This window comes from Niallia sp. XMNu-256, assembly GCF_036670015.1.
GTDB lineage: Bacteria > Bacillota > Bacilli > Bacillales > Cytobacillaceae > Bacillus_BD.
This window is the reverse complement of record NZ_CP137636.1, coordinates 2,100,159-2,126,545: the sequence shown is the minus strand read 5'-3', so window position 1 is coordinate 2,126,545 and position 26,387 is coordinate 2,100,159. Positions and strand designations below refer to the sequence as shown.

28 protein-coding genes and 1 riboswitch are annotated in these 26,387 nt (G+C 35.5%); of the genes, 13 read left to right on the top strand and 15 right to left on the bottom strand.

Translation table 11 applies throughout. The annotated features are described in order from the left end of the window. Positions 1-1,096: 1,096 nt before the first annotated feature. A complete protein-coding gene (locus tag R4Z10_RS10735) occupies positions 1,097-1,291 on the bottom strand; it encodes a cold-inducible protein YdjO-related protein (RefSeq protein WP_338469305.1) in 195 nt (64 codons plus the stop codon). 201 nt (positions 1,292-1,492) lie between these two features. Continuing rightward, positions 1,493-1,678 (bottom strand): hypothetical protein, encoded by a 186-nt coding sequence (locus tag R4Z10_RS10730; protein ID WP_338469304.1) that lies wholly within the window; start codon positions 1,676-1,678, stop codon positions 1,493-1,495. A 269-nt stretch (positions 1,679-1,947) separates the two neighbouring features. Here R4Z10_RS10730 and R4Z10_RS10725 point away from each other — a divergent pair, with 269 nt between their 5' ends. After that, a complete protein-coding gene (locus R4Z10_RS10725; RefSeq protein ID WP_338469303.1) occupies positions 1,948-3,570 on the top strand; it encodes an ATP-binding cassette domain-containing protein in 1,623 nt (540 codons plus the stop codon). Between the two features lie 55 nt (positions 3,571-3,625). Here R4Z10_RS10725 and R4Z10_RS10720 read toward each other — a convergent pair whose 3' ends face one another. Both R4Z10_RS10720 and R4Z10_RS10715 read right to left on the bottom strand, forming a co-directional pair. Then, positions 3,626-3,757, bottom strand: a complete 132-nt coding sequence (locus tag R4Z10_RS10720; protein ID WP_338469302.1) for a YuzL family protein — start codon at positions 3,755-3,757, stop codon at positions 3,626-3,628. Positions 3,758-3,818: 61 nt separating this feature from the next. Next, positions 3,819-5,006 (bottom strand): DHHA1 domain-containing protein, encoded by a 1,188-nt coding sequence (locus R4Z10_RS10715; RefSeq protein ID WP_338473219.1) that lies wholly within the window; start codon positions 5,004-5,006, stop codon positions 3,819-3,821. Positions 5,007-5,457: 451 nt separating this feature from the next. Here R4Z10_RS10715 and pflB point away from each other — a divergent pair, with 451 nt between their 5' ends. Together pflB and pflA are read left to right on the top strand one after the other, a co-directional pair. Then, complete coding sequence (gene pflB, locus R4Z10_RS10710) at positions 5,458-7,716, top strand: formate C-acetyltransferase (RefSeq protein ID WP_338469301.1); 2,259 nt, start codon at positions 5,458-5,460, stop codon at positions 7,714-7,716. A 109-nt stretch (positions 7,717-7,825) separates the two neighbouring features. Next, on the top strand, positions 7,826-8,575 hold the full coding sequence (gene pflA / locus R4Z10_RS10705) for a pyruvate formate-lyase-activating protein (RefSeq protein WP_338469300.1): 750 nt from the start codon (positions 7,826-7,828) through the stop codon (positions 8,573-8,575). Between the two features lie 35 nt (positions 8,576-8,610). On the opposite strand, the gene nadE is transcribed toward pflA, so the two are convergent. Next, positions 8,611-9,435 (bottom strand): ammonia-dependent NAD(+) synthetase, encoded by an 825-nt coding sequence (nadE, locus tag R4Z10_RS10700; protein WP_338469299.1) that lies wholly within the window; start codon positions 9,433-9,435, stop codon positions 8,611-8,613. Between the two features lie 2 nt (positions 9,436-9,437). Further along, entirely contained in the window at positions 9,438-10,934 is a 1,497-nt protein-coding gene (locus R4Z10_RS10695) for a nicotinate phosphoribosyltransferase (protein WP_338469298.1), read from the bottom strand. A gap of 213 nt (positions 10,935-11,147) precedes the next feature. Between R4Z10_RS10695 and R4Z10_RS10690 the strand changes: the two genes are divergently transcribed. The 3 genes from R4Z10_RS10690 (at position 11,148) to R4Z10_RS10680 (ending at position 13,012) form a co-directional block, all read left to right on the top strand. Continuing rightward, a complete protein-coding gene (locus R4Z10_RS10690; protein ID WP_338469297.1) occupies positions 11,148-11,309 on the top strand; it encodes a hypothetical protein in 162 nt (53 codons plus the stop codon). Positions 11,310-11,468: 159 nt separating this feature from the next. Continuing rightward, on the top strand, positions 11,469-12,245 hold the full coding sequence (gene yidC, locus R4Z10_RS10685) for a membrane protein insertase YidC (protein WP_338469296.1): 777 nt from the start codon (positions 11,469-11,471) through the stop codon (positions 12,243-12,245). Between the two features lie 143 nt (positions 12,246-12,388). Continuing rightward, positions 12,389-13,012: a YhcN/YlaJ family sporulation lipoprotein gene (locus tag R4Z10_RS10680; RefSeq protein ID WP_338469295.1), complete on the top strand. Its 624-nt coding sequence runs from the start codon at positions 12,389-12,391 to the stop codon at positions 13,010-13,012. 56 nt (positions 13,013-13,068) lie between these two features. On the opposite strand, the gene R4Z10_RS10675 is transcribed toward R4Z10_RS10680, so the two are convergent. After that, positions 13,069-13,272, bottom strand: a complete 204-nt coding sequence (locus tag R4Z10_RS10675) for a DUF6501 family protein (protein WP_338469294.1) — start codon at positions 13,270-13,272, stop codon at positions 13,069-13,071. Between the two features lie 202 nt (positions 13,273-13,474). Between R4Z10_RS10675 and sda the strand changes: the two genes are divergently transcribed. Continuing rightward, positions 13,475-13,606, top strand: a complete 132-nt coding sequence (gene sda, locus R4Z10_RS10670; protein ID WP_338469293.1) for a sporulation histidine kinase inhibitor Sda — start codon at positions 13,475-13,477, stop codon at positions 13,604-13,606. Positions 13,607-13,751: 145 nt separating this feature from the next. Here the strand turns inward: sda and R4Z10_RS10665 are convergent, their stop codons facing one another. Further along, positions 13,752-13,928, bottom strand: coding sequence for a hypothetical protein (locus R4Z10_RS10665; RefSeq protein ID WP_338469292.1), 177 nt, complete (start codon positions 13,926-13,928; stop codon positions 13,752-13,754). 196 nt (positions 13,929-14,124) lie between these two features. Further along, positions 14,125-14,237: riboswitch (SAM riboswitch) on the top strand. 160 nt (positions 14,238-14,397) lie between these two features. Here R4Z10_RS10665 and R4Z10_RS10660 point away from each other — a divergent pair. Further along, on the top strand, positions 14,398-15,516 hold the full coding sequence (locus R4Z10_RS10660; RefSeq protein WP_338469291.1) for a methionine biosynthesis PLP-dependent protein: 1,119 nt from the start codon (positions 14,398-14,400) through the stop codon (positions 15,514-15,516). Next, positions 15,509-16,690, top strand: a complete 1,182-nt coding sequence (gene metC / locus R4Z10_RS10655; protein WP_338469290.1) for a cystathionine beta-lyase — start codon at positions 15,509-15,511, stop codon at positions 16,688-16,690. The genes R4Z10_RS10660 and metC overlap by 8 nt, the downstream gene beginning before the upstream one ends. Before the next feature lie 60 nt (positions 16,691-16,750). On the opposite strand, the gene mnmH is transcribed toward metC, so the two are convergent. Further along, positions 16,751-17,830: a tRNA 2-selenouridine(34) synthase MnmH gene (gene mnmH, locus R4Z10_RS10650; protein WP_338469289.1), complete on the bottom strand. Its 1,080-nt coding sequence runs from the start codon at positions 17,828-17,830 to the stop codon at positions 16,751-16,753. Between the two features lie 318 nt (positions 17,831-18,148). Further along, complete coding sequence (locus tag R4Z10_RS10645; RefSeq protein WP_338469288.1) at positions 18,149-18,772, bottom strand: hypothetical protein; 624 nt, start codon at positions 18,770-18,772, stop codon at positions 18,149-18,151. 242 nt (positions 18,773-19,014) lie between these two features. Between R4Z10_RS10645 and R4Z10_RS10640 the strand changes: the two genes are divergently transcribed. Both R4Z10_RS10640 and R4Z10_RS10635 read left to right on the top strand, forming a co-directional pair. Then, entirely contained in the window at positions 19,015-19,167 is a 153-nt protein-coding gene (locus R4Z10_RS10640; RefSeq protein WP_338469287.1) for a YpzG family protein, read from the top strand. A gap of 201 nt (positions 19,168-19,368) precedes the next feature. Further along, positions 19,369-19,551 carry an aspartyl-phosphate phosphatase Spo0E family protein gene (locus tag R4Z10_RS10635; protein WP_338469286.1) on the top strand — a complete coding sequence of 61 codons (183 nt, stop codon included), beginning with the start codon at positions 19,369-19,371 and terminating at the stop codon, positions 19,549-19,551. A 54-nt stretch (positions 19,552-19,605) separates the two neighbouring features. On the opposite strand, the gene R4Z10_RS10630 is transcribed toward R4Z10_RS10635, so the two are convergent. The 3 genes from R4Z10_RS10630 to R4Z10_RS10620 form a co-directional block, all read right to left on the bottom strand. After that, positions 19,606-20,409, bottom strand: a complete 804-nt coding sequence (locus R4Z10_RS10630) for an N-acetylmuramoyl-L-alanine amidase (RefSeq protein ID WP_338469285.1) — start codon at positions 20,407-20,409, stop codon at positions 19,606-19,608. 166 nt (positions 20,410-20,575) lie between these two features. After that, positions 20,576-21,235, bottom strand: a complete 660-nt coding sequence (locus tag R4Z10_RS10625) for a YIP1 family protein (protein WP_338469284.1) — start codon at positions 21,233-21,235, stop codon at positions 20,576-20,578. Positions 21,236-21,254: 19 nt separating this feature from the next. Next, complete coding sequence (locus R4Z10_RS10620; protein ID WP_338469283.1) at positions 21,255-21,668, bottom strand: hypothetical protein; 414 nt, start codon at positions 21,666-21,668, stop codon at positions 21,255-21,257. 362 nt (positions 21,669-22,030) lie between these two features. Here R4Z10_RS10620 and R4Z10_RS10615 point away from each other — a divergent pair, with 362 nt between their 5' ends. Continuing rightward, positions 22,031-22,372, top strand: coding sequence for a cupin domain-containing protein (locus R4Z10_RS10615; protein ID WP_338469282.1), 342 nt, complete (start codon positions 22,031-22,033; stop codon positions 22,370-22,372). 43 nt (positions 22,373-22,415) lie between these two features. Here the strand turns inward: R4Z10_RS10615 and R4Z10_RS10610 are convergent, their stop codons facing one another. Beyond that, positions 22,416-23,663, bottom strand: coding sequence for a glutamate-5-semialdehyde dehydrogenase (locus R4Z10_RS10610; protein ID WP_338473126.1), 1,248 nt, complete (start codon positions 23,661-23,663; stop codon positions 22,416-22,418). A gap of 12 nt (positions 23,664-23,675) precedes the next feature. Beyond that, positions 23,676-24,785, bottom strand: coding sequence for a glutamate 5-kinase (gene proB / locus R4Z10_RS10605; RefSeq protein WP_338473125.1), 1,110 nt, complete (start codon positions 24,783-24,785; stop codon positions 23,676-23,678). 462 nt (positions 24,786-25,247) lie between these two features. On the opposite strand from proB, the gene R4Z10_RS10600 reads away from it, so the two are divergent. After that, complete coding sequence (locus R4Z10_RS10600) at positions 25,248-26,381, top strand: AI-2E family transporter (protein WP_338473124.1); 1,134 nt, start codon at positions 25,248-25,250, stop codon at positions 26,379-26,381. The last annotated feature ends 6 nt before the right edge of the window (positions 26,382-26,387 follow it).

Genomic DNA, 26,387 nt, shown 5'->3' with positions numbered 1-26,387 from the left:
TGCAGACGTTGCCGCCGGTGTATATAGTCTGTGTTCAACTAACGGCTTTTTATGTACATTCGCTATATTCTTTCACTATTCTTAGAATCAAGAGGTGGGGATTACTGCCGTTAAACCCGATAAAGTATCTATATAGAGGTTGAGTTTATTGAATAATGAAGCTGAATCAAAACAAAATAAAAAAGCCCCTTGGATAAGAGCTTTTTAAATTATTAACACTTTTGGAGACCCAACCATCATCAGCTGATTGCGAACACATTCATTCATTTCCAATGAGTAATCTCATTTTCCTTTAGCTATTCAGCTAATATGTGTTTGTTTCGCAATTCTTTATTAAAAGATAATTATCGATTTTCCCTTTCGATAATTGCTTGGTTATGGGCTTAAATAGAATTCCTATCATTTTTCCTTAGTGAAACACCCTTTCACTAATTATGGTGAAAATGATTTTTGGTTCAAGAGTTATTTTATTAAGCGTATTGCGCATAACATTGTTTGCATACACAAATGTCAGTTAATTTTTATAACCTTACACTTACCTTACTTATACAATTTTTAAGTGTATTATTATTTGTGACTGTTATCCTTTCTAACTTTCAATTAATTACTTGTTATTGAACCTTTTGATTTTCAACGTTTCAAAACTTGTTACTTAATTTTTATGGTTTCAGTCAGTCATAACTTTTGCAATGATCTTATAAAGGATCTTTTCTTTGTTATAATAATTTTTTTTCGTGACATTGTATTTTGCTTAATATTACAAACGTTATAGGCTTAATTTTTCACTATGTCCCGGTTGAATTCCTCCCTTATATTAAATTATTGAGCTCACCTCGTTCAACCTTACCCAATGTTTCTCTTAAGATTGAAGGTAATATAGGTTTTCGCTTACTTATACGAAACGAACACTATATGGTTGAGCCTCCAAAAGTGTTAAGTATTTGGTTGGAGCTTTTTTCTTTGTTTCTTTTCTACACCTTTATTATATATCATTTTTTCAATTGTAAACGCCTTAAATATGAATATTCTGTTAAATTTAATTTTAATCTTTTACAATAAGAACTAAAAATATAAAACTACACTGTAAAAGTGTAGTTTATATTTTTGGTAGTTCCCGTATCTCAATTGTCATTTCATCTCCACATAATGGGCATTTTAAATCTTCTGATGCGAAATCCTTTCTCATCCACCCGTTACATCCAGTGTCATTGCAAGAATAAACCTCTACATCCTCCAAAATATTTTCTAGCTTATCCTCTTGGTTTTTTCTGTTAAAAAATATGTTAATCACCCCTATATATTTTTATAATGCGTATTAAAGCAATGTTCCTGTTCCACTATCCCCCAATTTTCATTAGAGATTTGGAATACAATGAGAAGTAATTATTTTCATCTTTAAATAGTATAGACAAATAATAGAAAATTATGTAAGTATAATTTTAATCTGATCATAAAAACAAAGGGCAATGATGTCCTCCATCTTGCCCCTGAGCTATATATACTCCAGTAATGTACGTTCCTTCGTCTTTTCATGTGATGAGTAATCATTTTTATCTGTAGATGGTACAATATCGTTATAAAGATGCAACGACATTTTTGACCGTGGCTTTGTAAAGCTAATCTGGACTCCCGACTTTTTTAACCTTGTTACAAGGTCAACAAGTTGTTTGCTAGGCATAACACCTACTCCTTTATAGTCACCTTTTTATATACACCTCAAAATTATGACTAAACATTCGCTACATTCTATCTATATTCTTATAATACGATTTTTAACCACTATTTTCCTGCAATAATTTAAAACTTTCACAAAATTTATATTTTATTCAATATTTCCCCTTCATTTGAACAAAAAGCGACACCGTTTTTTCTATAGAATAATATTCGCCCTTCTTCATATAAAGTGGTATAATCGAAACATATTGTGTTTTGGAGGAAAAAAGATTTATGATAACTGTTAGTGATGTAGGTCTTCGTTTTGGAGACCGTAAATTATTTGAAGACGTCAATATTAAATTTACTCCTGGAAACTGTTACGGACTAATTGGTGCAAACGGTGCTGGGAAGTCAACATTTTTGAAAATATTATCAGGTGAAATCGAACCCCAATCAGGCTCTGTAACACTCGGTCCTGGGGAAAGACTTGCTGTTTTGAAACAGGATCACTTCCAGTACGAAGAGGAAGAAGTCTTAAAGGTAGTTATTATGGGTCATAGCCGACTTTACGAAGTGATGCAAGAAAAAGACGCCATTTATATGAAGGCTGACTTTTCAGATGAAGATGGCATGCGTGCAGCTGAACTTGAGGGCGAGTTTGCTGAATTAAATGGTTGGGAAGCTGAATCAGAAGCTGCCATTTTATTAAAAGGCCTTGGGATCGAAGAGGCTCTTCATGATAAAAAAATGGCTGACCTAACGGGCGGAGAGAAAGTAAAAATACTGTTAGCACAGGCATTATTTGGTAAACCAGATGTTCTTTTACTAGACGAACCTACAAACCATTTAGATATTAAAGCCATTCAATGGCTTGAGGAGTTTTTAATTAACTTCGAAAATACAGTAATTGTTGTTTCCCATGACCGACACTTTTTAAATAAAGTGTGTACACATATCGCTGATCTAGATTATGCTAAAATCCAAATTTATGTAGGTAACTATGATTTTTGGTACGAATCAAGTCAGTTAGCTTCAAAAATGGCACAAGATGCAAATAAAAAGAAGGAAGAAAAAATTAAAGATCTTCAGAATTTTATTGCCAGGTTCAGTGCTAATGCCTCTAAATCGAAGCAAGCGACCTCTCGTAAAAAATTATTAGATAAAATTACTTTGGATGATATCAGACCATCATCACGCCGATATCCATATGTCAACTTTACACCTGATCGTGAAATAGGCAATGACTTATTACGTGTCGAGGGTTTAAGTAAAACCATTGATGGCGTAAAGGTCTTGGATAACATAAGCTTTATTATGAATAAAGACGATAAAATCGCTCTAGTCGGAGCAAATGAAATCGCGAAAACAACACTTTTTAAAATATTAACAGGGGAATTAGAGCCTGACAGCGGCTCATTTAAATGGGGCATTACAACCTCACAAGCCTACTTCCCAAAAGATAACTCCGAGTTTTTTGAGAACAGTGATCTTAATCTTGTTGATTGGTTACGTCAGTTCTCACCAACAGATGATAGCGAAAGCTTCTTGAGAGGGTTCTTAGGAAGAATGTTATTCTCAGGAGAAGAAGTGTTAAAAAAGGCAAGTGTTCTTTCCGGAGGCGAGAAGGTTCGTTGCATGCTTTCTAAAATGATGTTAAGCGGTGCAAATGTATTACTACTAGATGAGCCGACGAACCACTTAGATTTAGAATCCATTACAGCCTTGAATAATGGACTTATTGCATTTAAAGGCTCTATGATCTTTTCATCCCATGACCACCAATTCATCCAAACGATTGCCAATCGAATTATTGAGTTAACTCCTAATGGCATGGTTGATAAACAGATGACTTATGATGAATATTTAGATAATCAAGATCTTCAAGCAGAAATCGCTCAAATGTATCAAGCTTAATGAAAAAAATAGGAAGGTGCTGCAATTTATATTTAGTAGCACCTTCCTTTATTATTTAATAGCGCTTTTGTTTGTTACGAGAAGATGGAGCTTTAACAGAACCAGTTTCCGTTGTCGTTGTTCCCTGTCCCTCAACTTGTGGAGAATTTAACCCAATTTTAGATGGATCTTTTTTGCGTTTCGACATTTCAACACCTCCACCTTTATAATCCCAATCCAAGAGCGCCATTATGCATTAGAAGAATGAATTAAGAATGATTCTTTTTGTTATTTTTAATATACTCGATATATTGATCATCTCTAGTTAAAGCAGCTGTATACTGTCTTTTGACAAATTGCTCAGCTTCTATAAAGGAAGGAAAACTGATTGGCAATAACTTATGCTCATGCTCAATTACCCAATTCTTATTGTCGTTTTGCTTAATAAACCATTTTTCTTTTTTTACGTTCTCATATAAACAACCTGATGGGTTATTTTTAAGATTGTGTTGATTTTTTGGTGCATCCAATTTTGATGATTCTAAAGGAAACACTTCTTTTACAAATAATTCAAATGCTTGGTCTGTCATCGTACAACCTGAGGCTTTTACATGGCCTCCTCCACCAAAACGACCGGCTACTTCCGAAACATCAATGTGATCATGGATCGTTCGGAAACTAACCTTTTTCCCACCCATATTTAAAATGGCAATGTAATCTAAGTGACTATTTTCTTTCCCTAATTCATTCCCTAACTCAGAATGATACATTTCTGCATGAACAACCCCAGCACATTGATCACCAATAAAAGTTTGGACAAGCTCGCGATTTTTTTTACGGATATAACGATTAATTTTATCCTCTTCCATCTTCAAAATTTGTTGCTCAAACTCATTAAAAGAAAAGGTCTCTTCATTTTTTAATCGGTCAATCATCCTTGTTTCGAAATCATCTAATGATAACAATGAAAATAAATCATTTAATTGTTTAGCTTTTATATTATCGTTTTTTTCCCAATCCCATGTATCATATTGGCGAATTAACTCCACAAACTCATTCAAAGACTCACTCGATTTTATGAATTCATTTTCAAGTAAATAGTCATAAAATAAGGTTGTTGCAGACGTTAACTTCCCATCATCATAAGAAACTAAAACTTTGGCCCAACTATATTCATTTAAGTGTAATGCAGTTTTATGATGATCTAAAAATTGTGCCTTTCCACCTGCCTTTACAAATTGATCAATTTTTTTACTATTCGACTCATTAACCGTTAAATCGGTAATCCACAAGACATCCTTTTCCCCTGCGCCTTGTTTGTCAAAAAAACGTTCTACTTGGGGATTTAATCGCGCTACTGAATTATAATGAACCTCAATCTCCTCACCAAATGCCAACTTTGCCAATATTCCGCAACCAAGTCCATCTAAATCATTATGGGTATATAAATGAATCAATCCAACTCCACCTCTTCTAGTCATTTTGTATGTAAATCTATAAGTAAGTTCCATCTTTATCTTGATTACATTTCTTCAATAAAATTCGTGCCGAATTTGCTGAATGAAATCATGCCTTACCTATATTTTCCCTGTTTCATTACTTTACCATAAGCGTAAACAAAATAATAATACAAATACGAAGTTATTACCCTTCACATCATTTGTAATCTGTTTATATAACAGGTACACAGATTCAATTACATTATAGTACAGTTTTTAGAAATAATTTGTTTTTTATAAAACAAATTACCTTAAACGTTGATAATATTGGATTATTAAAACCTTCACAAAGTGTTCATTTATTATGTGTTTCACTTCTAGATTAGTCTGTTATACTAACCATATAGAAACAAACACAACTGATGACATGAAATTACGAACCTTAATAAATTAGATGAGGTGACCACATATGGAACAATGGAAATGTTTTACTAATGGAGTTTGGCAAAAAGAGGTTAATGTTCGAGATTTTATTCTAAAAAACTTCACTCCTTATACGGGTGATGAGAAATTTTTAGAAGGCCCTACAGAAGCAACAACTAAGCTTTGGGATCAAGTAATGGATTTATCAAAAAGGGAACGTGAAGCTGGTGGAGTTTTAGATGCGGATACAAAAATTGTATCATCGATTACTTCACATGGTCCTGGTTATTTAGATAAAGAGCTAGAACAAATTGTCGGTTTTCAAACGGATAAACCTTTTAAACGTTCATTAATGCCTTTCGGTGGAATTAGAATGGCGAAAACTGCTTTAGAATCATACGGCTTTGAATTAGATAAGGAAGTTGAACACACTTTTACCGAATATCGTAAAACACATAATCAAGGTGTATTTGATGTTTATACACCTGAAATGAGAGCTGCACGATCTGCCGGTGTCATTACTGGTCTACCTGATGCTTATGGACGCGGCCGGATTATCGGTGACTACCGTCGTGTTGCCCTCTACGGTGTAGATTTCTTAATGCAAGAAAAGTTAAGAGAGTATCAATATATCGGTGACGGATCCATGTCTTCTGATGTCATTCGTGACCGTGAAGAATACAGTGAACAGTACCGCGCATTAAAAGAACTTAAGGAAATGGCTGCTTCTTATGGTTATGATCTTTCTAAGCCAGCATCAAATGCAAAAGAAGCGATCCAATGGTTATACTTTGGTTATTTAGCTGCGATAAAAGAACAAAATGGTGCGGCAATGAGTCTTGGACGTACATCTACTTTCTTAGATATATATATTGAAAGAGATTTACAGAATGGTACATTAACAGAAAAAGAAGCTCAAGAATTAGTCGATCATTTTGTAATGAAGCTTCGTCTTGTTAAATTTGCAAGAACGCCTGAATACAATGAATTATATAGTGGAGATCCAACATGGGTAACTGAATCAATTGCTGGTATGGCTCTTGACGGACGTCCGTTAGTAACGAAAAACTCTTTCCGTTTCTTACACACATTAGATAATTTAGGACCTGCTCCAGAACCAAACTTAACGATTCTATGGTCTACTAAGCTTCCAGAAGCATTTAAACAATATGCAGCAAAAATGTCGATTAAATCAAGTGCAATCCAATACGAAAACGATGACATCATGAGAGAACATTGGGGCGACGACTATGGAATTGCTTGCTGTGTTTCTGCTATGAGAATTGGTAAACAAATGCAATTCTTCGGTGCTCGTGTCAACATGGCCAAAGCGCTATTGTATGCAATCAACGGTGGGGTTGATGAAAAACTGAAAAAACAAGTGGGTCCATCCTATCAATCCATCACTTCTGAATATTTAGATTATGACGAAGTAATTGCTAAATATGATAAAATGCTTGATTGGTTATGTGGATTATATGTGAATACCCTTAATGTTATTCACTATATGCATGATAAATATGCCTACGAAAGAATTGAAATGGCCCTTCATGACCGTGAAGTTTTAAGAACCATGGCATGTGGGATTGCAGGACTTTCAGTTGCAGCAGACTCATTAAGTGCGATTAAATATGCAAAAGTAAAAACCATTCGCGATGAAAATGGTTTAGTGGTTGATTATGAAATGGAAGGCGACTACCCTAAATACGGGAATAATGATGAACGCGTCGATTCGATTGCTGTTAAACTTGTTGAAGACATTATGAACAAGATTAGAAAACACAAAACTTATCGTAATGCCGTACCAACTCAATCCGTATTAACAATTACATCTAACGTCGTATATGGGAAGAAAACGGGTGCAACTCCTGATGGACGTGAAGCTGGTAAACCATTTGCACCTGGTGCGAACCCAATGCATGGCCGTGACACGAAAGGGGCTCTAGCTTCTTTAACATCTGTTGCTAAATTGCCTTACGAATCTTCATTAGATGGAATTTCTAATACATTCACGATCACTCCGAATGCACTTGGACGTGAGGATGAGTCTCAAGTCAACAATTTAGTTGCTATGCTTGATGGCTATATGACAAAACACGGACATCATATCAATGTTAACGTATTAAATCGTGATACTTTATTAGAGGCGATGGAACATCCTGAATTATATCCACAATTAACGATTCGAGTTTCTGGATATGCAGTTAACTTTATTAAACTTACTCGCGAACAACAAATCGATGTGATCAACCGTACATTCCATGAAAGTGTAGCGGGTTCACCTAAAGAAACAGTTTTAGCCTAAAAAGCTTGAAAACCAGGAAGGATGGTTCCTCTCTGGTTTTCAACTTCAAATTCGCTGCAAACAGATTACTTCGTTTGTTCTAGCACATTCATTAAGGGGGAGATTTTTTATGAACGGAAACATTCATTCTATTGAAACATTTGGGACAGTTGATGGCCCTGGCATAAGATATGTCATTTTTACACAAGGTTGTCTTCTTCGCTGTCAATTCTGCCATAATGCAGATACTTGGGAAATTGGGACAGGAAAGCAAATGTCAGTAGATGAAATTATCCAAGATTTAACTTCTTACCTCCCCTTTATTGAAGCTTCTGGCGGAGGAATCACCGTTAGCGGCGGAGAACCCTTATTACAAATCCCATTTCTTATTGAATTATTTAAGGAATGTAAAAAGTTTGGTATCCATACAGCTATCGATTCCTCAGGTGGTTGTTATTCTACAGCTCCACTATTTCAAGAACAATTACAGGAGCTGCTTCAATATACGGATTTAATTTTATTAGATTTAAAACAAATGAACCGTAAAAAGCATATCAGCTTAACTGGAATGGCTAATGATCATATTCTACAATTTGCAAAATTACTGTCAAAAAAGCAGATTCCTATTTGGATTCGCCATGTTCTTGTCCCAACGATTACGGATCATGACGAAGATTTACACGAACTAGGTGACTTTATTAGTACTTTACAAAATGTACGAAAAGTTGAGGTTTTACCCTATCACAAATTAGGTGTATATAAATGGGAGGCACTTGGCTTGGATTATCCACTAGCCGACATCGAGTCTCCTAGTGAAGAACGTGTGCAAAATGCTTATCAAATTTTAACAAAGGCCGTTGTCTTTGCTAGCCAAAAATAAGAAATGAGGGTGCCCAATTCGTGCACCCTCATTTCTTATTTTCTCCACCATTCGTCAAACAGTGTAGCTGGCATTTCCCGTTTATGTTGTGAGACAAAATAACGCTTTTCAATCTTTTCCGCAACGATTGGATCTACCGCTTTGCCCTCTAAATAATCATCAAGTTCATCATATGTTACACCAAGTTCGGTTTCATCTGCCTGACCTGGTTTCTCATCAAGCAAATCTGCAGTTGGTACTTTTAAATAAAGTCTTTCTTCTGCACCTAACTCTTGCAATAACGCCTTTCCCTGTCGCTTTGTTAAGCCAGTTAACGGAGTTACATCTGCTCCCCCATCGCCATATTTTGTATAAAAACCAGTAACCGCTTCAGCTGCATGATCCGTTCCGATCACGAGTAAGCCTTCTTGCCCCCCAATCGCGTACTGAACAATCATCCGCATTCTGGCCTTCACATTGCCTTTATGATAATCGGCTAGAGCTGCTCCATTCGTTTGTTTATCATACTCTTCTTTAACTGCATTAACAGCCTTCTCAATATTAAAAATCATTTCTTGATCCGCTTTAATAAAATTTAAGGCCAGCTTTGCATCATCTTCATCTTTTTGTTCTCCATGAGGAAGACGAACCGCAATAAATTTAGCTTGACGACCTTCATTTCTTAATTCTTCGACAGCAAGCTGAGCAAGCCGACCTGCCAACGTTGAATCTTGTCCCCCACTTATCCCTAAAACATAACCCTTTGCATTTGTTTTAACTAGATAATCTTTTAAAAATTGGACTCGCTTTTTAATTTCTTCTTTCGGTTCAATGACTGCTTGAATATGTAACTCTTGCATAATTCTTTTTTGCATATTCAATTTTACTGCTCTCCCTTTTCATTTTTCACTTTATTTACCATTTCCCGAACTCTTTCACTTACTGTTTCGATATTTCGGCGTTTATTTTCCCAGCATAAAGGACTTAGATCAACCGGATATTCGGCTGGATTTAATGAGCGTTTGTATTCATCCCAGAGATAATTTAAATTATGATGACAGAACCTTTGAATGTCGTGAATGGTTGGCAGATCATAAACTAATTTTCCATTCACAAAAATATCCTGATGAAGTTCTTTAGCTTCAAAATTCGTTACATACTTCTTTAAATAAGTATGGGTTGGATGAAACATATGCAGCTTTTTTTCCTTATTGGGATCTTCGTGTTCAAGCGTAATATAATCCCCTTCTGACTTTTGATTGGCTAAATTGATGATTCGATAGACCCTTTTTAGTCCAGGTGTGGAAACTTTTTCTGGATTTGCACTGATTTTAATGGTGTCAACCATATCTCCGTTGTCATCTTCAATTGATACAATCTTATAAACAGCCCCTAACGCAGGCTGATCAAAGGCAGTTATGAGTTTGGTTCCTACTCCCCAACCATCGATTCTTGCTCCTTGCTGCTTCAAGTTGATAATCGTATACTCATCAAGGTCATTAGACGCGATAATTTTGGCATCTGGGAAACCAGCCTCATCAAGCATCAATCTTGCTTCCTTTGATAGATATGCAAGATCTCCACTGTCTAAACGAATACCTATGAAATTGATTTTATCGCTTAGTTCTTTAGCAACTCTAATGGCATTCGGAACCCCAGAACGTAAAGTATCATATGTATCCACCAAGAAAACACAGTCTTTATGACGGCGAGCGTATTTATGAAAAGCCGTATATTCATCAATGTATGCTTGAATAAGAGAATGAGCATGTGTTCCTGAAACCGGAATCCCAAACATTTTTCCAGCGCGTACATTGGATGTTGAACTAAACCCGCCAATATAAGCTGCCCGTGTACCCCAAATGGCGGCATCCATCTCTTGGGCCCTTCTCGTTCCAAACTCTGCAGCTGCTTCATTATTCCCAATAACATACTTAATTCTTGCAGCTTTTGTTGCTATCAAAGTTTGAAAATTAATGATATTTAAAATGGCCGTCTCAATTAATTGAGCTTCCGCAAGCGGCGCTTCTATCCGCATCAATGGTTCATATCCGAATACAATTTCTCCCTCTACAACCGAACGTACAGTGCCAGTAAAACGAAGATCTTTCAAGTAAGAAAGAAAGTCTTCATCATAACCAAGTTCATTACGTAAATACCCGATATCACTTTCTGTAAAACGTAAACTTTGTAAGTAATGAATTACCTTTTCCAACCCTGCAAAAATCGCATATCCGTTCCCAAAAGGCAATTGGCGGAAAGATACTTCAAAAACTGCTTTTCGATTATGTATTCCGTCTTCCCAGTAAGTTTCAATCATATTTATCTGATATAAATCTGTATGTAATGTTAAACTGTCATCTTTATAATAATCGACCAATTGCAAGACCTCCCTAATATCCTCAAACAAACAAATTCGCCCAATTAATGATAATGTTCCCTTAATATTATAGCCTTAATTCAATATTTGTCTAATACTTATAAAGTGAGAAACTTTCATGAACTTCTATTGTTTTCTATTGAGTATTAACAGAAAAACTTATATACTTCAAAAGCACCTAATTAGAATCGGAATATTCCGGAGGTGAATGTATTGTTTGAAATATTGATTGATGTTTTAAACGGACAAGTTGATTATTCTTTCGTTCTTGGACTGATGATCAGCTTAACATTTCAATTCCTATGGGTATATAAAACTGAATTGAAATGGTCCCAAAAAAAACAATCAGATCGCCTCAGACAAGCAGATTTTTAAAAATCCAACACTGAAGTCAAATATACGGATCGATATCGATAAAAGAATCCTCTGGATGATTAAAACAATCCGTAGAAAAGATAATCGAGATGAGGAACCACATCATCTATTTCCCACCAAAAATAATTTCAAATAAAATATTGGGGGAAATAATACACGATGGTTAATAAGAAAAATACTTTATTTCTGTTATTGCTTACGTTCATTGTTTTATTTTTATCGGCTTGTTCATTAGATAACGGGCAAAGTAGTGAACTTTTTACTTTGTATTTTGTCAAACCTTTTACTTTTTTGATCGTATGGACTGCCCATCTTTTTAATGATAATTATGGATTGGGAATCATTATTGTTACGCTTCTGATCCGATCTGCTCTATTGCCATTCATGCTTAAACAGTATAAAACACAAGTCGATATGAAAGTAAAAATGGATCTGTTAAAACCAGAGATGGAAAACATTCAAAACAAGCTTAAACAAACGAAAGAACCTTTAGAACAACAGAAACTTCAAAAAGAATTAATGGGACTGTACCAAAAACACGGGGTTAATCCATTGAACACGGGGTGTTTACCATTACTCATACAAATGCCGATATTAATGGCCTTTTATTATGCAATTCGTGACTCACACGAGATTGCAACCCATTCTTTTTTATGGTTTGACCTTGGTCAACCTGATATTTGGTTAACTGGACTTGCAGGTATTGTTTATTATGCTCAATTTAAACTATCACAATCTAGCCTGCCAGAGGCTTCTCAACAACAAATGAAATTCATGGGTCTTATATCCCCACTAATGATCATGTTTATATCCTTTAGTGCACCCGCAGCTCTTCCACTATACTGGGTGGTAGGAGGGATTTTTATCATCCTTCAAAGCTATATCGGACGAAAAATCTATGGAATACCTCAATCAAATACACTGTCAAGTAACTAATGATTTATACCTCTCAAATAGAATTGACAGGTTTTTTTATTGAACTGAAAATACTGTTAGAATTTGGGAAGTTATCTTTTAATAATAATCTACCGTTCAAGTCAAAATAAGTGGGAATAAAAACTTTAAAGGAGTTTATAAAGATGAAATGGAAACCATTTTTATCCACACTCTCGTTATCAGCTCTCTTGCTTGCTGCTTGTGGGATCAACAATAATGCAATGGACGATACAAATAATATCAATCAGCCTACCAGAGATGTCGCCTTCCATACACCACAGACGACAAATGAACAACAAAATAAAAATGACTTCGTAGGAGATCATCGTTATCAAGAGCAAATAAATGTCGACGATCAAAATTTCCGCCGAAACTATGCAATGTCACGATTAAACACGACACAAACTACAAATAATGGAAATCAAAATCAAAGTCGCTTTAAAGTTGCAGATCACGCAGCCAGGAAAATTGCCGACTTAAAAGAAGTTGACAGCGCCAACGTCATTATAACAGACCATAATGCATACGTTGCTGTCAATTTGGAAAATCCGACAAGTAACAAAGTAGCAAGAAATATGGAGGAAAAGATTTCACGAATCGTAAACTCAACCGTTCAAAATATCGAAAATGTTTATGTGTCACAGGATCCCAACTTTGTAAATAGAATGACAACTTATTCAAATGACATTCGAAATGGACGTCCAGTCGAAGGTTTTATGGACGAATTTGGCGAAACAGTCAGGCGAGTGTTTCCAAACCAAAGGTAACCATTAAAAAAGAGTGCCTAAAAACCAATGTTGGTATTTAGACACTCTTTATATTGTTATTGAACCTCAAAATAATCCTTATAAAAACCGCCGACTCTTCCCGTATTGTCTACAATAAAATAAAACTCTTCTGTTTCATTCTTTACATCATATACTTTGTCAACTGACAGGACATGATTAACAATATATTTATTTGCATTTGTATGTATACATTTAACCTTTTTTATTGTTTTTCGATTATTCCATTCTAAATGAATCATTCCATTTTCACTCCTTTTTCTTCCTTCCATTAGTATATAAGGAACTTCTTTCAAGGGCAACTTCTTTGATAAATAGTGAATATATGAATTTAGAAAAAAGATATGACAATTTAATAAATATTTAAATAAATGGTATTCAATTACTCATAAAACAAGTAAAATAGAATAATATTAATTATTCTATACTTGGAGGTATGCACAAATGAAGATTATGAGTAATGAACAATTGATCGTCTCGTATCGTGATGCATTAAAAACAGGTATTGATAAGGATTGGATTCATTTTTTACAAGGTGAAATAAAGCGTCGTGGATTAAACCCAAACAAATGCTAATCAAAAGGGGCAAAGAACATTTCTTTGCCCCCTTTTATATGCCAGGTATCCACCCAAAAAAATCGATGGTTTCCAGCACTAAAAAACCAGGCTTTCCCTAGTTTGTTTTCTCATATTTAAATAGATAATACATTTACAATCGATGTTATTTTTTCTCATGAGATTCGATTGGTTCGAGTGGATAATCAAAGTGCCCGTACAAAGACCATCTCAGGATTATTCCCTTTGAAACAAGGACTTCCATTTCTATTTGTTTTGTAAAAGCTACGTTTTCTACTTTATTCGAATAACGCTGATGACAATAGCTGCTTTTTTCTATCATTGACTATATCCCTCCCTAACTCTATTATAAAGGTAATAATTAAATAACTTTTCAACCAATATGAATCCTTTATTACAATTTTATGAATCTTGACGACAGTATCTTTTTTTAGCAAAATTTTTAATTATGGAAAACAATAAAAAAGAATTGAATCTTGTCTAATATTGTAGTAAGGTTTAGGAAATAATTCATTTATTTCTTATCAAGAGAGGCAGAGGGGATGGCCCGATGACACCTCAGCAACCATCAACGATTCAATGATTGAAAAGGTGCTAATTCCAGCAAGTTTATTAACTTGAGAGATAAGAAGAAGCGGGATGTGTACAAACAAAAGTCTTCTTCTTTTAGAAGACTTTTTTAAATACATTTTATACCCAGTACACAGCTATGAAAAATAAACATTATAAGCCATCCCTTTTTCTTTTCTATTCATCTAAGTGAATTACTTTAAGGAGTGTGTATAGATAAAATGCATAAAATTGATACAAAGCTAGCACAAATTGGAAATCGTAGTGAAAATATAACTGGAACGGTGAATGTCCCAATCTATTTATCAACGGCCTATCGGCATGAAGGAATTGGACAATCTACAGGATTTGATTATACCCGTACAGGGAATCCGACAAGACAAGTACTTGAACAAACAATCGCAGATTTGGAGTTTGGTGATCAAGGTTTTGCCTGTAGCTCTGGCATGGCAGCAATTCTAACGATTCTAACTCTATTCCAATCAGGTGATGAGTGGATTGTATCAAAAGATTTATACGGTGGAACATACCGACTCCTTGAAGAAGGGTTTAAGCAATGGGGCTTAAAGAGCACTTATGTTAATACATCAGACGTTCAAAACATTGAAAAAGAAATTAACGAAAATACAAAAGCAATATTTCTTGAAACTCCAACCAATCCATTAATGGAGATTACAGATATTGCTGAAGTTGCAAAACTAGCCAAAAAACACAATATCCTTCTGATTGTAGATAACACATTTTATACACCCATCCTACAGCAGCCCATTAAGTCAGGAGCTGATATCGTTGTTCATAGTGCGACCAAATACTTAGGTGGTCACAATGATGTTTTGGCTGGATTAATTGTTGCAAAAGGCGATGAGCTATGTGAAAAACTAGCAAAATTCCATAATGCAGCTGGTGCAGTTTTAGGTGCCTTTGATTCATGGTTATTAATGCGTGGCATGAAAACCCTGTCGCTAAGAATGGAACGCCATGAAAAAAACGCGAAGGAAATGGTTCATTTTTTACAAGGCCATGAATCAATCACAGAGGTTCTTTATCCAGGTCACGGTGGAATGCTATCATTCCGGATTATCGACAAATCTTGGGTCAATCCTTTCTTACAGAAATTGAATTTAATCAGTTTTGCTGAAAGTCTTGGCGGAGTGGAGAGCTTTATCACCTACCCTGCCACACAAACACATATGGATATTCCTTATGAAGTTCGTATTGAAACAGGCGTGGATGATACATTGCTGCGTTTTTCAGTCGGAATTGAGGATCCCGAAGATTTAATTAGTGACTTGACACAAGCGTTAGCAAAAGTAAAAGAGGAGGCATCAATAAATGAGTGATTCATTTACATTTCAAACCAATTTGCTACATAACAAACACAAAATCGATCCGGAAACAGGTGCGGTTAGCGTTCCGATTCAACACGCTTCCACTTTTCATCAATATGATATTGATACATTTGGCAAATATGATTATGCAAGAAGTGGCAATCCAACAAGAGAAGCTTTAGAAGATGTTATTGCCGAGTTAGAGGAAGGTTCAAGAGGATTTGCTTTTGCTACAGGAATGGCGGCGATCTCAACCGCCTTTATGCTGTTATCAAAAGGTGACCATGTGGTAATTACTGAGGATGTATATGGCGGAACATTTCGCATGGTTTCCCAAGTTCTTATCCGGTTTGGAATTAGTCACACCTTCGTCGATATGACAGACCTTGAGGCTGTTAAAAATGCGATTCAACCGAATACAAAGTTATTTTATGTCGAGACACCTTCTAACCCTACTTTAAAAGTTACTGACATTAAAGCCATTTGTGACATAGCTAAAGAGCATGATGCTTTAACATTTGTAGACAATACTTTTTTAACGCCCGAGTTTCAAAAGCCTTTAGCTCTTGGCGCAGACATTGTCCTACACAGTGCAACTAAATTTTTAGGTGGACATAGTGATGTGGTCGCGGGTCTAGCTGTTGTTAAAGATCCTGAACTTGCGGAAAAATTTTACTTTCTACAAAATTCATTCGGCTCTGTGCTAGGTCCTCAAGATTCATGGCTCGTTCTTCGCGGACTCAAAACGTTGCATGTTCGTATGAAGCAATCAGTCGAATCAGCTATAAAACTAGCGAAGTTTTTCGAACAGCAACCGTTAGTTAGAAAGGTATATTACCCAGGACTTGAAAGTCATCCGCAATATGATATCCAACAAAAGCAAGCAACTTCTGCTGGTGCGGTTCTCTCCTTTGACTTACATAATGAGGAGATCATGAGAACGTTCGTCAATCATGTTAAAATTCCTGTATTTGCAGTAAGTCTCGGAGCGGTTGAATCCATTCTTTCCTACCCTGCCAAAATGTCCCATGCGGCAATGCCTGAGGAAGAGAGAACGCAAAGAGGAATTACAAATAGCTTACTCCGTTTATCTGTTGGCCTTGAAAATGTCGATGATTTAATAAAGGACTTCAGTGATGCACTAGAAAAGGCTGACCAAATCCACTCCATTCAAAGTCAAGGCTGATATGGAGTAAGAAGACTCTAAACAAACAACCTATTCACGAGACGAGTGATAGGTTGTTTGTTAGTTTGACATGGATTCCTTTTTCGTTAAAGATTGCTTGCCTATATATGCTTGTATCTCTTTAATGGCACTTTCCAAACTATTTGCATCAATCGTTAAAAACTCATTTTTATATTCTTTTATTTTGAAGCCGTAACGAGGATCGTAGTAATCACTTAGTAAGATTCGTATGACTTCTTGATAGCACTTATGATTGACATGTTCTAACAAAGTCTCAAAGATCTCTTTATCTTTAAAACGTTTCTCTAACAACCTCACTTTTTCGATAATGGCATCATGAAACCATTCGGAACTCCTGTTTGGCTCAACATATTCCTTCATGATTCTCATTACTCTTGTCTCGATCGATGCGGTTAAATAAATATTCATTCCGTTTAATTTACTTTTATATAATTCATCTGGTTGTACCGCTTTCCCAATTCTTTTACTCTCTGCCTCAACAATAAAATAAGGTGAGCCTTGTAACTCTTTTAGCCCTTTATATAATAAACTATCAAACATCTTTTGATTATAACCTTCATGATGATAACCGACCGTACCAAAGAGCGATCCCCGATGTCCTGCCATTCCTTCTAAGTCTACTACCGGATAACCCATTTCCTTTAACTTTAATAATATTTCTGTTTTTCCCGTACCTGTCATTCCATGAAGGACAATCGCTTGATTTGGGATTAATTTAGCAATCATTTCTAAAATATATTGACGATATGCCCGGTAGCCACCAGCCAAGCGAACCGAAGGCAATCCCGAAAACTCTACAAATGTAGCGATTGAACCACTTCTCATTCCCCCTCTTGCACAATATAAGATGGGATATTGATGATTATCCGTTATTGTCTTGATTTCTTTTAAGATATGTGGCAATTTGGGAGAGACAATTTCCATTGCACGCCATTTAGCTTGATTGCCACCTTCTTTTTTATAAATGGTACCCACTTCTTTTCTTTCTTTATTTGTAAAAATGGGGATGTTGATTGCACCAGGTATATGAGCTTCTGAGAATTCAAAAGGTGAACGAACATCCACCAATACAGCAGCGTCTTTCATATTTATTAATTCTTGAACGGTAATCTCTTTCAAAATCTGTTTCCTCCAGTAATGTTACGAAAAAATAAAAATAAAGTGATACTTCAACAATGGGAGCTCTCTTTCATCCCATTGGATAAAAAATCTTAAGCCCCTGCATGTCACGTAAATGTTGCCGTCAACGTATTTAGCCTGTATTTCAACTTTTGGAGCTATACAGGAGTCGATCCCTCCCCCCTCTTCTAATAGTACTTTAAAAAATTAAGGTGAAAGGATTACAGCCGTTACCCCTGAAAACTGTATAAAAAGTATTAGTCTTACTTAATATATTTAACACGTATGACCATACTCATTCAAGTTATATCAAATGATTTAGCACAGTTTTTTTCCTGTTAACTTTGTTAATGCCTCATAAAATGTAGCCCACTCTTTAGGAAATAAATCTAACCCCTTACTTTTATAACTTTTCGCAATTGAGTTCAACGTTACTGACCAACAGATGCCATCTAATACGACTTCTTGACGCTCATAACAAGGCTGCCAATTCCAAAGTCTTAATCTATACATTTCCTGTTTAAATGCATCTGTACTTCCCGCAAGTAATGGATAATCATGTTCAGGTAATATTGGCTCTGGTTCTAAGTTCATCTCAGGTTCTAAGTTCATCTCAAAGACAATAAACGTCTTTTTAACAAAATCGACCTTTACTTTGAACCATGGACCACGGCATGTACCCATTTCAGCAGTTAATGTATGAAAAATTCGATTTGGCTGCAAAAAAACAATCCCGTCTTGAACTTTATATATATCATGATAGTGTTTAATAACAGACTGAATTTGTTCTAATTGTACTGGTTTCATTCCTCGATTTATAAGGGGTTGCTGGTTAATTTGTCTATAAATCGAAGGAATACTAATTGGTCCAAGTTCATCAATAATTGAATAAATCAATACATCCAAGTTCATACCTTTCCGTTCCTCCGATGTTTTTCCCATCATTATTCCCCCTTTTTTACTTGGAGGCTTTTTTCAGCGTGTTGATTATGAACTAAGTATATAAAAAATTACATTTTAAATCTGTAACAATTAACACTCTTAGCCGATGTTTGATTATCTTTTCTTACGATAGACAAATGAGTTTATTATCCACGTATAAAAATAGGAAAGAAACACATGCTATAAGTGATATACCATTAGTGGATATCAAGCTTCAGCAATCCTAATGAAGAGGTGATTCGATGAGTTACAGAGATCATTTAGATCGCAGATCGGAGCTTTTTCACCACCCAAACACTAGGCGAAAGCACACTAAGTCTCAAATTAACGGTGAAACACAACCTTCTCTATCCGTAGCAATTTTGAGGAGTAATGCGAAAGCCCACCGTTGGTAAGGTTGCTGAAACATAAAAAAGGAGCAGACTTTTTCGAAGTCCTGCTCCTTTTTTATTGAATGATATGGTCAAACACAAATAAGTAAGTTGAAATTTGGGTAAACTATTATTTGTGTGTCAATGGTCACACTTTAAAAAATCAAAAATTGTTATAATTAATACTAATATTCAAATTATTATTGAATGATGGAGGTAAATCAAATGAAATTCCCCCTCACTGACCGTCCATTAAAAATCATTTTAATGCATCATATCCAATCCCTTAGAGAACAATTAATAAATACTGGAATGAATGAAGGAATAAATCATGAAAAAACCCTCCAACTAAGTCAACAATTAGATGAGTTTATATATTTATATCAATCCTATGAAAAGCAATCATAAATATATTTAGGAATAAGAAAAAAGACAACGAGACGTTGCCTCTTTCTTATTCCTTCAATCAATAATGATTGTAGCATCGAACCCAGCATTTTGTGCTCTCCTCACTAAGTCTTCTGCATTTTCTCTATTGGAGAATGCACCTAATTGAACCTTATATAGAACCCCATCTTGTTTAACAAAGGTTTGAAAACCTTTTGCTTTTGCATCATTAGCTAATCCATCAGCATTTCCTCTATTCCTAAATGCACCAATTTGAACTCTAAATAATTCATTTGTTGAAGGTTTCAATGGATTTGATGGTGGTGGCATATTTGCTTGTTTTTTTTGTAGATTTAAAGCTGCTGCAACCCCAGTTGCATGCCCCCGTGCTAAATGTTCAATAAAGCTGCCGTTTTCTAATTGGGCTGCATCGTTTGCATTGTCAATAAATCCATTTTCGGTAAGAAGAGCAGGCATATTTGTTTCGCGAAGAACATGAAAATTGGCTTGCTTCATTCCCCTGTCCTTAAGGTTAATCTGTGTCATAATGTTTTCGTGAATGACTTGTTGATAAGTAGAAGTCGGTCTTCCAGCACTTGGATAACGAAAACTCTCAAAACCCGTTCCACCACCAGAGTTAATATGGACAGATAAATAAAAATCAGCACCCCATCGGTTAGCTGCATTTGTCCGGGATATTAAACTTATGCTTTGATCTTCTGTCCTACTCATACGAATAGATACATTTTCATATTCGGAACTCAGGATTTCTCGCACACGGTTTGCAATGCTTAAGTTTAGATCCTTTTCCCGCAAACCGTTTCCTACGGCACCTGGATCTGTGCCTCCGTGACCTGGATCAATAAAAATTTTCACCATAAAATCACCTCCACTTCTTTTATATGCAAAAATTGGCAGAAATGACTGTATCCTTTTAATCATATGCGTTACATATCCCTGAGTTTCATCATTTTAATAAGAGAATAGTCACTAATTATTAAACAAAAAAACAGACTCACCGATTGTGAACCTGTTTTTGTTGTCATTATGAAATAAATATATTAAAGAGCCCTTCCCCTAAAACGGATAAACTTATTCTAATAAGAAAGAAGAAGAAGACTAAAATAATTGAAGTTAGTCTAGATAGTCGACCAACGATTTGAAAACCAATAGCCGTAACAATCAACTGCCAGATAGTAAATAATTCAATGGAATTCAACAAAATATCTTCTTGATTGAATAGTTCTCCGAGGCTCGTTAACATGACTCCTGTTTGACTACCATCTATCACATTCCATAACAAAGAATTAGCGAGTAATCCAATTGCTCCTATAAAAGAAATAAATGTATTCATTGAAAATAGCTGCTTGAATGTAACTTCTTTTCTAGCAATTTTCATCATGATGTAATAAAGAATGGTCGCAGCGGTTATTGTTATCACAGGAGAAATAAACCCTGTCATCGCCGTAAATGCCTTTGTATTGGCGGCTACCATTTCTGCTTCTTGTATCGACATACCAGGCAAACGGATATCTTCTATACTAATTGACAAAGCCTTTAACGTATGAGCGAGTACAACAAGAATAGTAATCATGATAAGCGGAAAGGCAATGATTGGATTTTGTCTTATGTTTTGCATTTCCTTCGTTGGTTTCCATAATATTTTCATTAAATTCGGCTTTTGTATGTTCTCTTGAGCTTCCATATTTTACACTCCCATTGCTTTAAGATTCGATCGTTGCTTCTTCAAAGGGGGCATAAAAGGTTCCTTTCGGAGCAATGACTTCAGAATCTGACAAAAGCCCTTCCCCATTTACGATGTACTCTCCCTCTGGGAAATAGTCAAACCATTCGCTATGAATATGCAATTCTATGAAGAAGTCAAATAATTCCTTCATTAATAGCTGGTATTCTTCATAGTGAATCACATCTCCGTACTCGTCCAATTCAAAATTCTCCTTTATGGCCTCTTGAAATTCAAAGTGATTGGCCGTTGCAACATCTAAATCAACATCTGTGCATTCTAAACAAAGTAAAACAGGGTCATCTATTATTTCCTCATACGATTTTTTGACAATGTCGGTTAGGATTCTTACAACCTTCTCTTCATTTACTAATTTTTTTGTGGTTTTTAACATGATAAAACTCCCCCATTATTCCTTTTTTTAGGAGAAAAATTGATATTTATTTTAGCTTACCACTTTATACGTACAATTAATAGTACTTATCATTCTATCTATTTCCCTGAAAAACTTCGTCTATTGTAAACAGAGTGACATAAGTTACAACTTAATTAGACAAAGTTACTCTGATTGTTATCTATTTATCCAAAATATGACATAGAACTTTTGGGAAATGTCTATTTTTGCGCTTTCCCGAGAAATAATAACAAAATACTGTTATTTTTTTAATAGGTAGGGAAAATCAATGGTGACGAGTTTTTTATGTATTTCTTATTTAAGGGACATTTAAATGATTATTATTAAATGAGGTGGAAGAGATGGAAAAAAGGTCAATCCTTGATAGTATCGAGTATAGTGATGAAAGATTCACAAAACGAATCCTTTTTAAAAAGGGGAAGAATACAGCATTTGTTCTTAATTTTCAACCGGGACAAGAGTTACCGACTCATACACACCCTGGCTCCGATTTATTTTTAACCGTTATTAAAGGAAAAGGAACCTTGGTCATTAATGGACAAGAAACCGAAATCACGATGAATGATGCTATTTATGCAGAGGGTGACGAAGAATTTGCTTTTAAAAACACAAGCAATGAACCGGTTAGCCTGTATGTTACCTTATGCAATATTCCTAACGACAATTTTGCAAAGGACATCTAACCATAAAAGCAGGACCGCTTCAAGCGATCCTGCTTTTCATTTTTTAATTTCTTGTTTGGCCCTCTCCATAAATAAAGTACTTGCTGGAGGTAAGTGCTTTTAACCCCATAGGACCTCTAGCATGAAGTTTTTGGGTGCTAATGCCAATTTCTGCGCCAAATCCGAATTCGAATCCGTCTGTAAATCTTGTTGACGCGTTATGGTAAACAGCAGCCGCATCAACTAAAGTTAAGAAGGAAGAAGCATTTCCTTCGTTTTCAGTAATAATTGCTTCAGAATGCTTCGTTCCATATTGATTAATATGTTGAATCGCTTCTGTCACATTTGATACTACCTTCACACCAACAGCTAAGCCTAGATACTCTGTATTCCAGTCTTCTTCTGTTGCTAATGTTGCATCTGGATAAACTTGGCAAATTTTTCCATCTCCGCTAATTTTCACATCTTTTTCCTGTAAGGCTTTCAACAATTCGACTCCATGTTGATCAAACCAATTCTCATGAACAAGGATCGTTTCAATTGCATTACAAACAGATGGACGTTGCGTTTTTCCATTGATCGCAATTTGAATTGCCATGTCCGCTTTTGCACTTTCATCGATAAAAATATGGCAATTCCCTGCTCCTGTTTCCAATACTGGAACAGATGCTTCATTTATAACCGTATCAATTAGCTTTTTCCCTCCACGTGGAATTAACACATCTAGATACTCTTTTAGATGGAATAATTCTTTAGCAGCTTCACGACTCGTATCTTCAATTGACTGAACAGCGTCTACCGGAATGGATGTTTTTTCAAGCGCCCGATGAATCGTTTTTGTTAAAACCTGATTGGAGTGAGCTGCCGATGAGCTTCCTCTTAAGATCATGGCATTCCCCGTTTTTAAAGATAAGGTTGCTGCATCAACTGTAACATTGGGTCTAGCTTCATAAATCATCCCAATTACTCCAATTGGAACCCTTTTACTCACAATATTTAACCCATTTTCCTTTTTGATGGATTCCAAAACTTCGCCAACTGGATCCTCTAAACCAATTAGTTGTTGAATCGCTTCTGACATATCAATAATTCTTTTTTCATTTAACATAATCCGATCTAAAACCGCTTCAGAAAGTCCCTTCTCTTTTCCCTTTTGCAGGTCTTTCTCATTTTCTTTTAATATTTCATCTTTATCAATGATTAATTGCTTCGCTATTTGTGCTAAAGCCTCATTTTTCTCCTCTGTTGTTTTATTAACTAACTCAAAACTTACCTTTTTTGCTGCTTTTGCTTTTTGTTTAATTTCGCTCATGTGCTAATCCCCCTAATGATTATTTAATTGAACCCATTGATTACGATGAATCACGACGGATGTATCCTTTTCTAACTCTCGTGAAACATCTTGAGTGTTTTTACCCATGATCTGTTCCAATTCCTCTGATGAAAAATGGACCTCGCCTTTTCCAAGCATTCCTTTTTTACCATAGACTTCTACGACATCACCTTTATTAAAAATTCCCTCAACCCCATAAACCCCAGCTGGCAATAAACTACTGCCATTATAGGTCATTGCTAACTCAGCCCCTTCATCGATATAAATTTTTCCAGAGGATTCAGAGTGTAAGGCAATCCATTGCTTTGGATTGTTTACAGATTCGAGGTAATCACTTCCAATATAGGTCCCATCTCCTTTTCCCTGAAGAATATGAAGAAGCTTTTCTTTGCCAGCTCCTTTGCCAATAAACACCTTTACCCCTAATGCAAGTGCAGTTTTGGCTGCTAATAATTTAGATCTCATGCCTCCTGTTCCTACTTTTGACCCTGATCCGCCAGCCATTTTTAACGTGTCATCTGTAACCTCTTGGAGATGAGTCCATCTTTTAGCCGCTGGATTTTCAAATGGATTTGAATCATAGAGACCATTAATATCTGTCAAAATAATCAGTTTGTCAGCATGGACGAGTCCGCTTACCAGTGCTGAAAGCATATCATTGTCACCAAAGGTTAACTCTTTTACAGAGACGGTATCATTCTCATTAATAATCGGAAGAATTCCTCTTTCCAATAATTCGGATATCGTTGCAAAGGCATTTCGGTAACGATCCTTTTTAGAGAAATCGTTTCTTGTTAACAAAATTTGAGCAGGAGTGATTTGAAATTGATTAAATTGTTCAAAGTAGGATTGAATGAGAATGCTTTGACCGACAGCTGCTGCTGCTTGATTCCCCTTTAATGTAACAGGTCTTGATGGATAACCTAAGCGCGAAAAACCAGCAGCGACAGCTCCAGAAGAAACTAAGAGAACCTCATGTCCTTCTTGTCTTAGCAAAGCTAGGGCTTCAACATGATCGATAAACTTTTCTTGATCAATCTCTCCTTTTGAATTTGTCAATGAACTACTACCAATTTTTACAACAATACGCTTTTTCTCCATTTTACAACCTCATTTTTTATTTTATCAAATCTATTTTTAATTTTCAGTTTGTATAACTAATTTCACAATTTATCATACAAATTTAATATAAATAAAGAGCCCTTTCATCCTGTAATAAAAAGGACGAAAAGGGCTCATGTTTTCCGTGGTACCACCTTTATTGGACACAATTCAATTGTATCCCACTTAGGCATGATAACGCTGTGAAAGCGCCTATGTTTTTCACATAGGACTAAGATGGTAGGTTCTGAGGCTTTCTTGTGATGAAGTCTTTCAGCTTATAAACCCCACTCTCTGGCACATCAAGGTTCTCATACTAGTCCATCTTCAAACGTTCAATTTCTATTATTATGATTATTATGCCTATGAAAATAATTTATGTCAAGGGAGCCATGAGGCTTACCAAATTTATAAATTAATTTTTAAGGTTAAGTTGAGCTATAATCTGGTAATTTTGTTATAATGTTGATATCTAGAATGAAAAAGGTGAAACGTTTGACAAAAAAGAAAAATTTTCAATATTGGGCATTACAAATTCTAATTATTGTAAGCATCATTTACCTATCAACAAAAATAACATTCTTATTTGAACCGATTGGTATTTTCTTCTCAACACTTTTCTTTCCAATCATTATATCTGGTTTCTTATATTTTTTACTTAATCCCTTAATTGGTCTTTTGCAAAAAATGAAACTTCCAAGAATTTTAGCGATTCTTGTTGTATATGTCGTAATTATTGGGATTATTTCCCTTCTTGTTGGTAATCTAATCCCGATGATTTCAAAGCAGATCATGGCTTTTGCAAATGACGTCCCGTTCTATTACAACCAGACTATGAAATTTATTAATCAATTGTCTGAAACCGAACAGTTTAAATGGGTGATGACACAAGATTATGTATCCATTAGTAATATTGTTAAAGAATTAAATGACTATGCAGCAACGCTTCCAAATCGGATTACAGATAGCATTTCTGGGATATTTAGTATGGTAGCTAATATCGCTGTTACGATAATTACGGTGCCTTTCTTACTTTTTTACATGTTTAAGGATGGAGATAAGTTTCCAGGAATGGTTGGTAAATTTTTTCCCGCATCCTATCGAAACGAAGGGTTAAAAACATTAAAAGATACCGGTGAAACCCTTGCTGCCTATATTAATGGTCAAGTAACCGTCGCTTTATTTGTGGGTACGCTCGCTTTTATTGGTTATTTAATCATTGATTTACCTTATGCTTTAGTAATGGCTCTTATTGTCGCTGTCACGAATATCATTCCATATGTCGGTCCGATATTAGGTGGAGCTCCAGCTGTGCTAATTGCTTTATTTGATTCACCAACGAAAGCCATTTTAGTCATTGTTGTGATTACAATCGCACAACAGTTGGAGGGAAATGTCTTATCTCCGCTTATTTTAGGAAAGAAATTAGATACCCATCCAGTCACAATCATCGTCATTCTCCTTGTTGCTGGAAATTTAGCCGGCCTACTCGGCATGATTTTAGCTGTACCTTTTTATGCGGTAACGAAAACGATCATATTGAATTTTGTCCGCTTTCTCCAATTACGGAATTTAACGATTCATAATGATTCATAAAAAAAG

Coding starts and splice junctions, on each gene's coding strand:
- R4Z10_RS10730 (WP_338469304.1), bottom strand. CDS start 1,678: ATGCCTAGCAAACAACTTGTTGACCTTGTAACAAGGTTAAAAAAGTCG.
- R4Z10_RS10725 (WP_338469303.1), top strand. CDS start 1,948: ATGATAACTGTTAGTGATGTAGGTCTTCGTTTTGGAGACCGTAAATTA.
- R4Z10_RS10720 (WP_338469302.1), bottom strand. CDS start 3,757: ATGTCGAAACGCAAAAAAGATCCATCTAAAATTGGGTTAAATTCTCCA.
- pflB (WP_338469301.1), top strand. CDS start 5,458: ATGGAACAATGGAAATGTTTTACTAATGGAGTTTGGCAAAAAGAGGTT.
- pflA (WP_338469300.1), top strand. CDS start 7,826: ATGAACGGAAACATTCATTCTATTGAAACATTTGGGACAGTTGATGGC.
- yidC (WP_338469296.1), top strand. CDS start 11,469: ATGGTTAATAAGAAAAATACTTTATTTCTGTTATTGCTTACGTTCATT.
- R4Z10_RS10680 (WP_338469295.1), top strand. CDS start 12,389: ATGAAATGGAAACCATTTTTATCCACACTCTCGTTATCAGCTCTCTTG.
- R4Z10_RS10675 (WP_338469294.1), bottom strand. CDS start 13,272: ATGATTCATTTAGAATGGAATAATCGAAAAACAATAAAAAAGGTTAAA.
- sda (WP_338469293.1), top strand. CDS start 13,475: ATGAAGATTATGAGTAATGAACAATTGATCGTCTCGTATCGTGATGCA.
- R4Z10_RS10665 (WP_338469292.1), bottom strand. CDS start 13,928: ATGATAGAAAAAAGCAGCTATTGTCATCAGCGTTATTCGAATAAAGTA.
- R4Z10_RS10660 (WP_338469291.1), top strand. CDS start 14,398: ATGCATAAAATTGATACAAAGCTAGCACAAATTGGAAATCGTAGTGAA.
- metC (WP_338469290.1), top strand. CDS start 15,509: ATGAGTGATTCATTTACATTTCAAACCAATTTGCTACATAACAAACAC.
- R4Z10_RS10645 (WP_338469288.1), bottom strand. CDS start 18,772: ATGGGAAAAACATCGGAGGAACGGAAAGGTATGAACTTGGATGTATTG.
- R4Z10_RS10640 (WP_338469287.1), top strand. CDS start 19,015: ATGAGTTACAGAGATCATTTAGATCGCAGATCGGAGCTTTTTCACCAC.
- R4Z10_RS10635 (WP_338469286.1), top strand. CDS start 19,369: ATGAAATTCCCCCTCACTGACCGTCCATTAAAAATCATTTTAATGCAT.
- R4Z10_RS10630 (WP_338469285.1), bottom strand. CDS start 20,409: ATGGTGAAAATTTTTATTGATCCAGGTCACGGAGGCACAGATCCAGGT.
- R4Z10_RS10625 (WP_338469284.1), bottom strand. CDS start 21,235: ATGGAAGCTCAAGAGAACATACAAAAGCCGAATTTAATGAAAATATTA.
- R4Z10_RS10620 (WP_338469283.1), bottom strand. CDS start 21,668: ATGTTAAAAACCACAAAAAAATTAGTAAATGAAGAGAAGGTTGTAAGA.
- R4Z10_RS10615 (WP_338469282.1), top strand. CDS start 22,031: ATGGAAAAAAGGTCAATCCTTGATAGTATCGAGTATAGTGATGAAAGA.
- R4Z10_RS10610 (WP_338473126.1), bottom strand. CDS start 23,663: ATGAGCGAAATTAAACAAAAAGCAAAAGCAGCAAAAAAGGTAAGTTTT.
- proB (WP_338473125.1), bottom strand. CDS start 24,785: ATGGAGAAAAAGCGTATTGTTGTAAAAATTGGTAGTAGTTCATTGACA.
- R4Z10_RS10600 (WP_338473124.1), top strand. CDS start 25,248: ATGTTGATATCTAGAATGAAAAAGGTGAAACGTTTGACAAAAAAGAAA.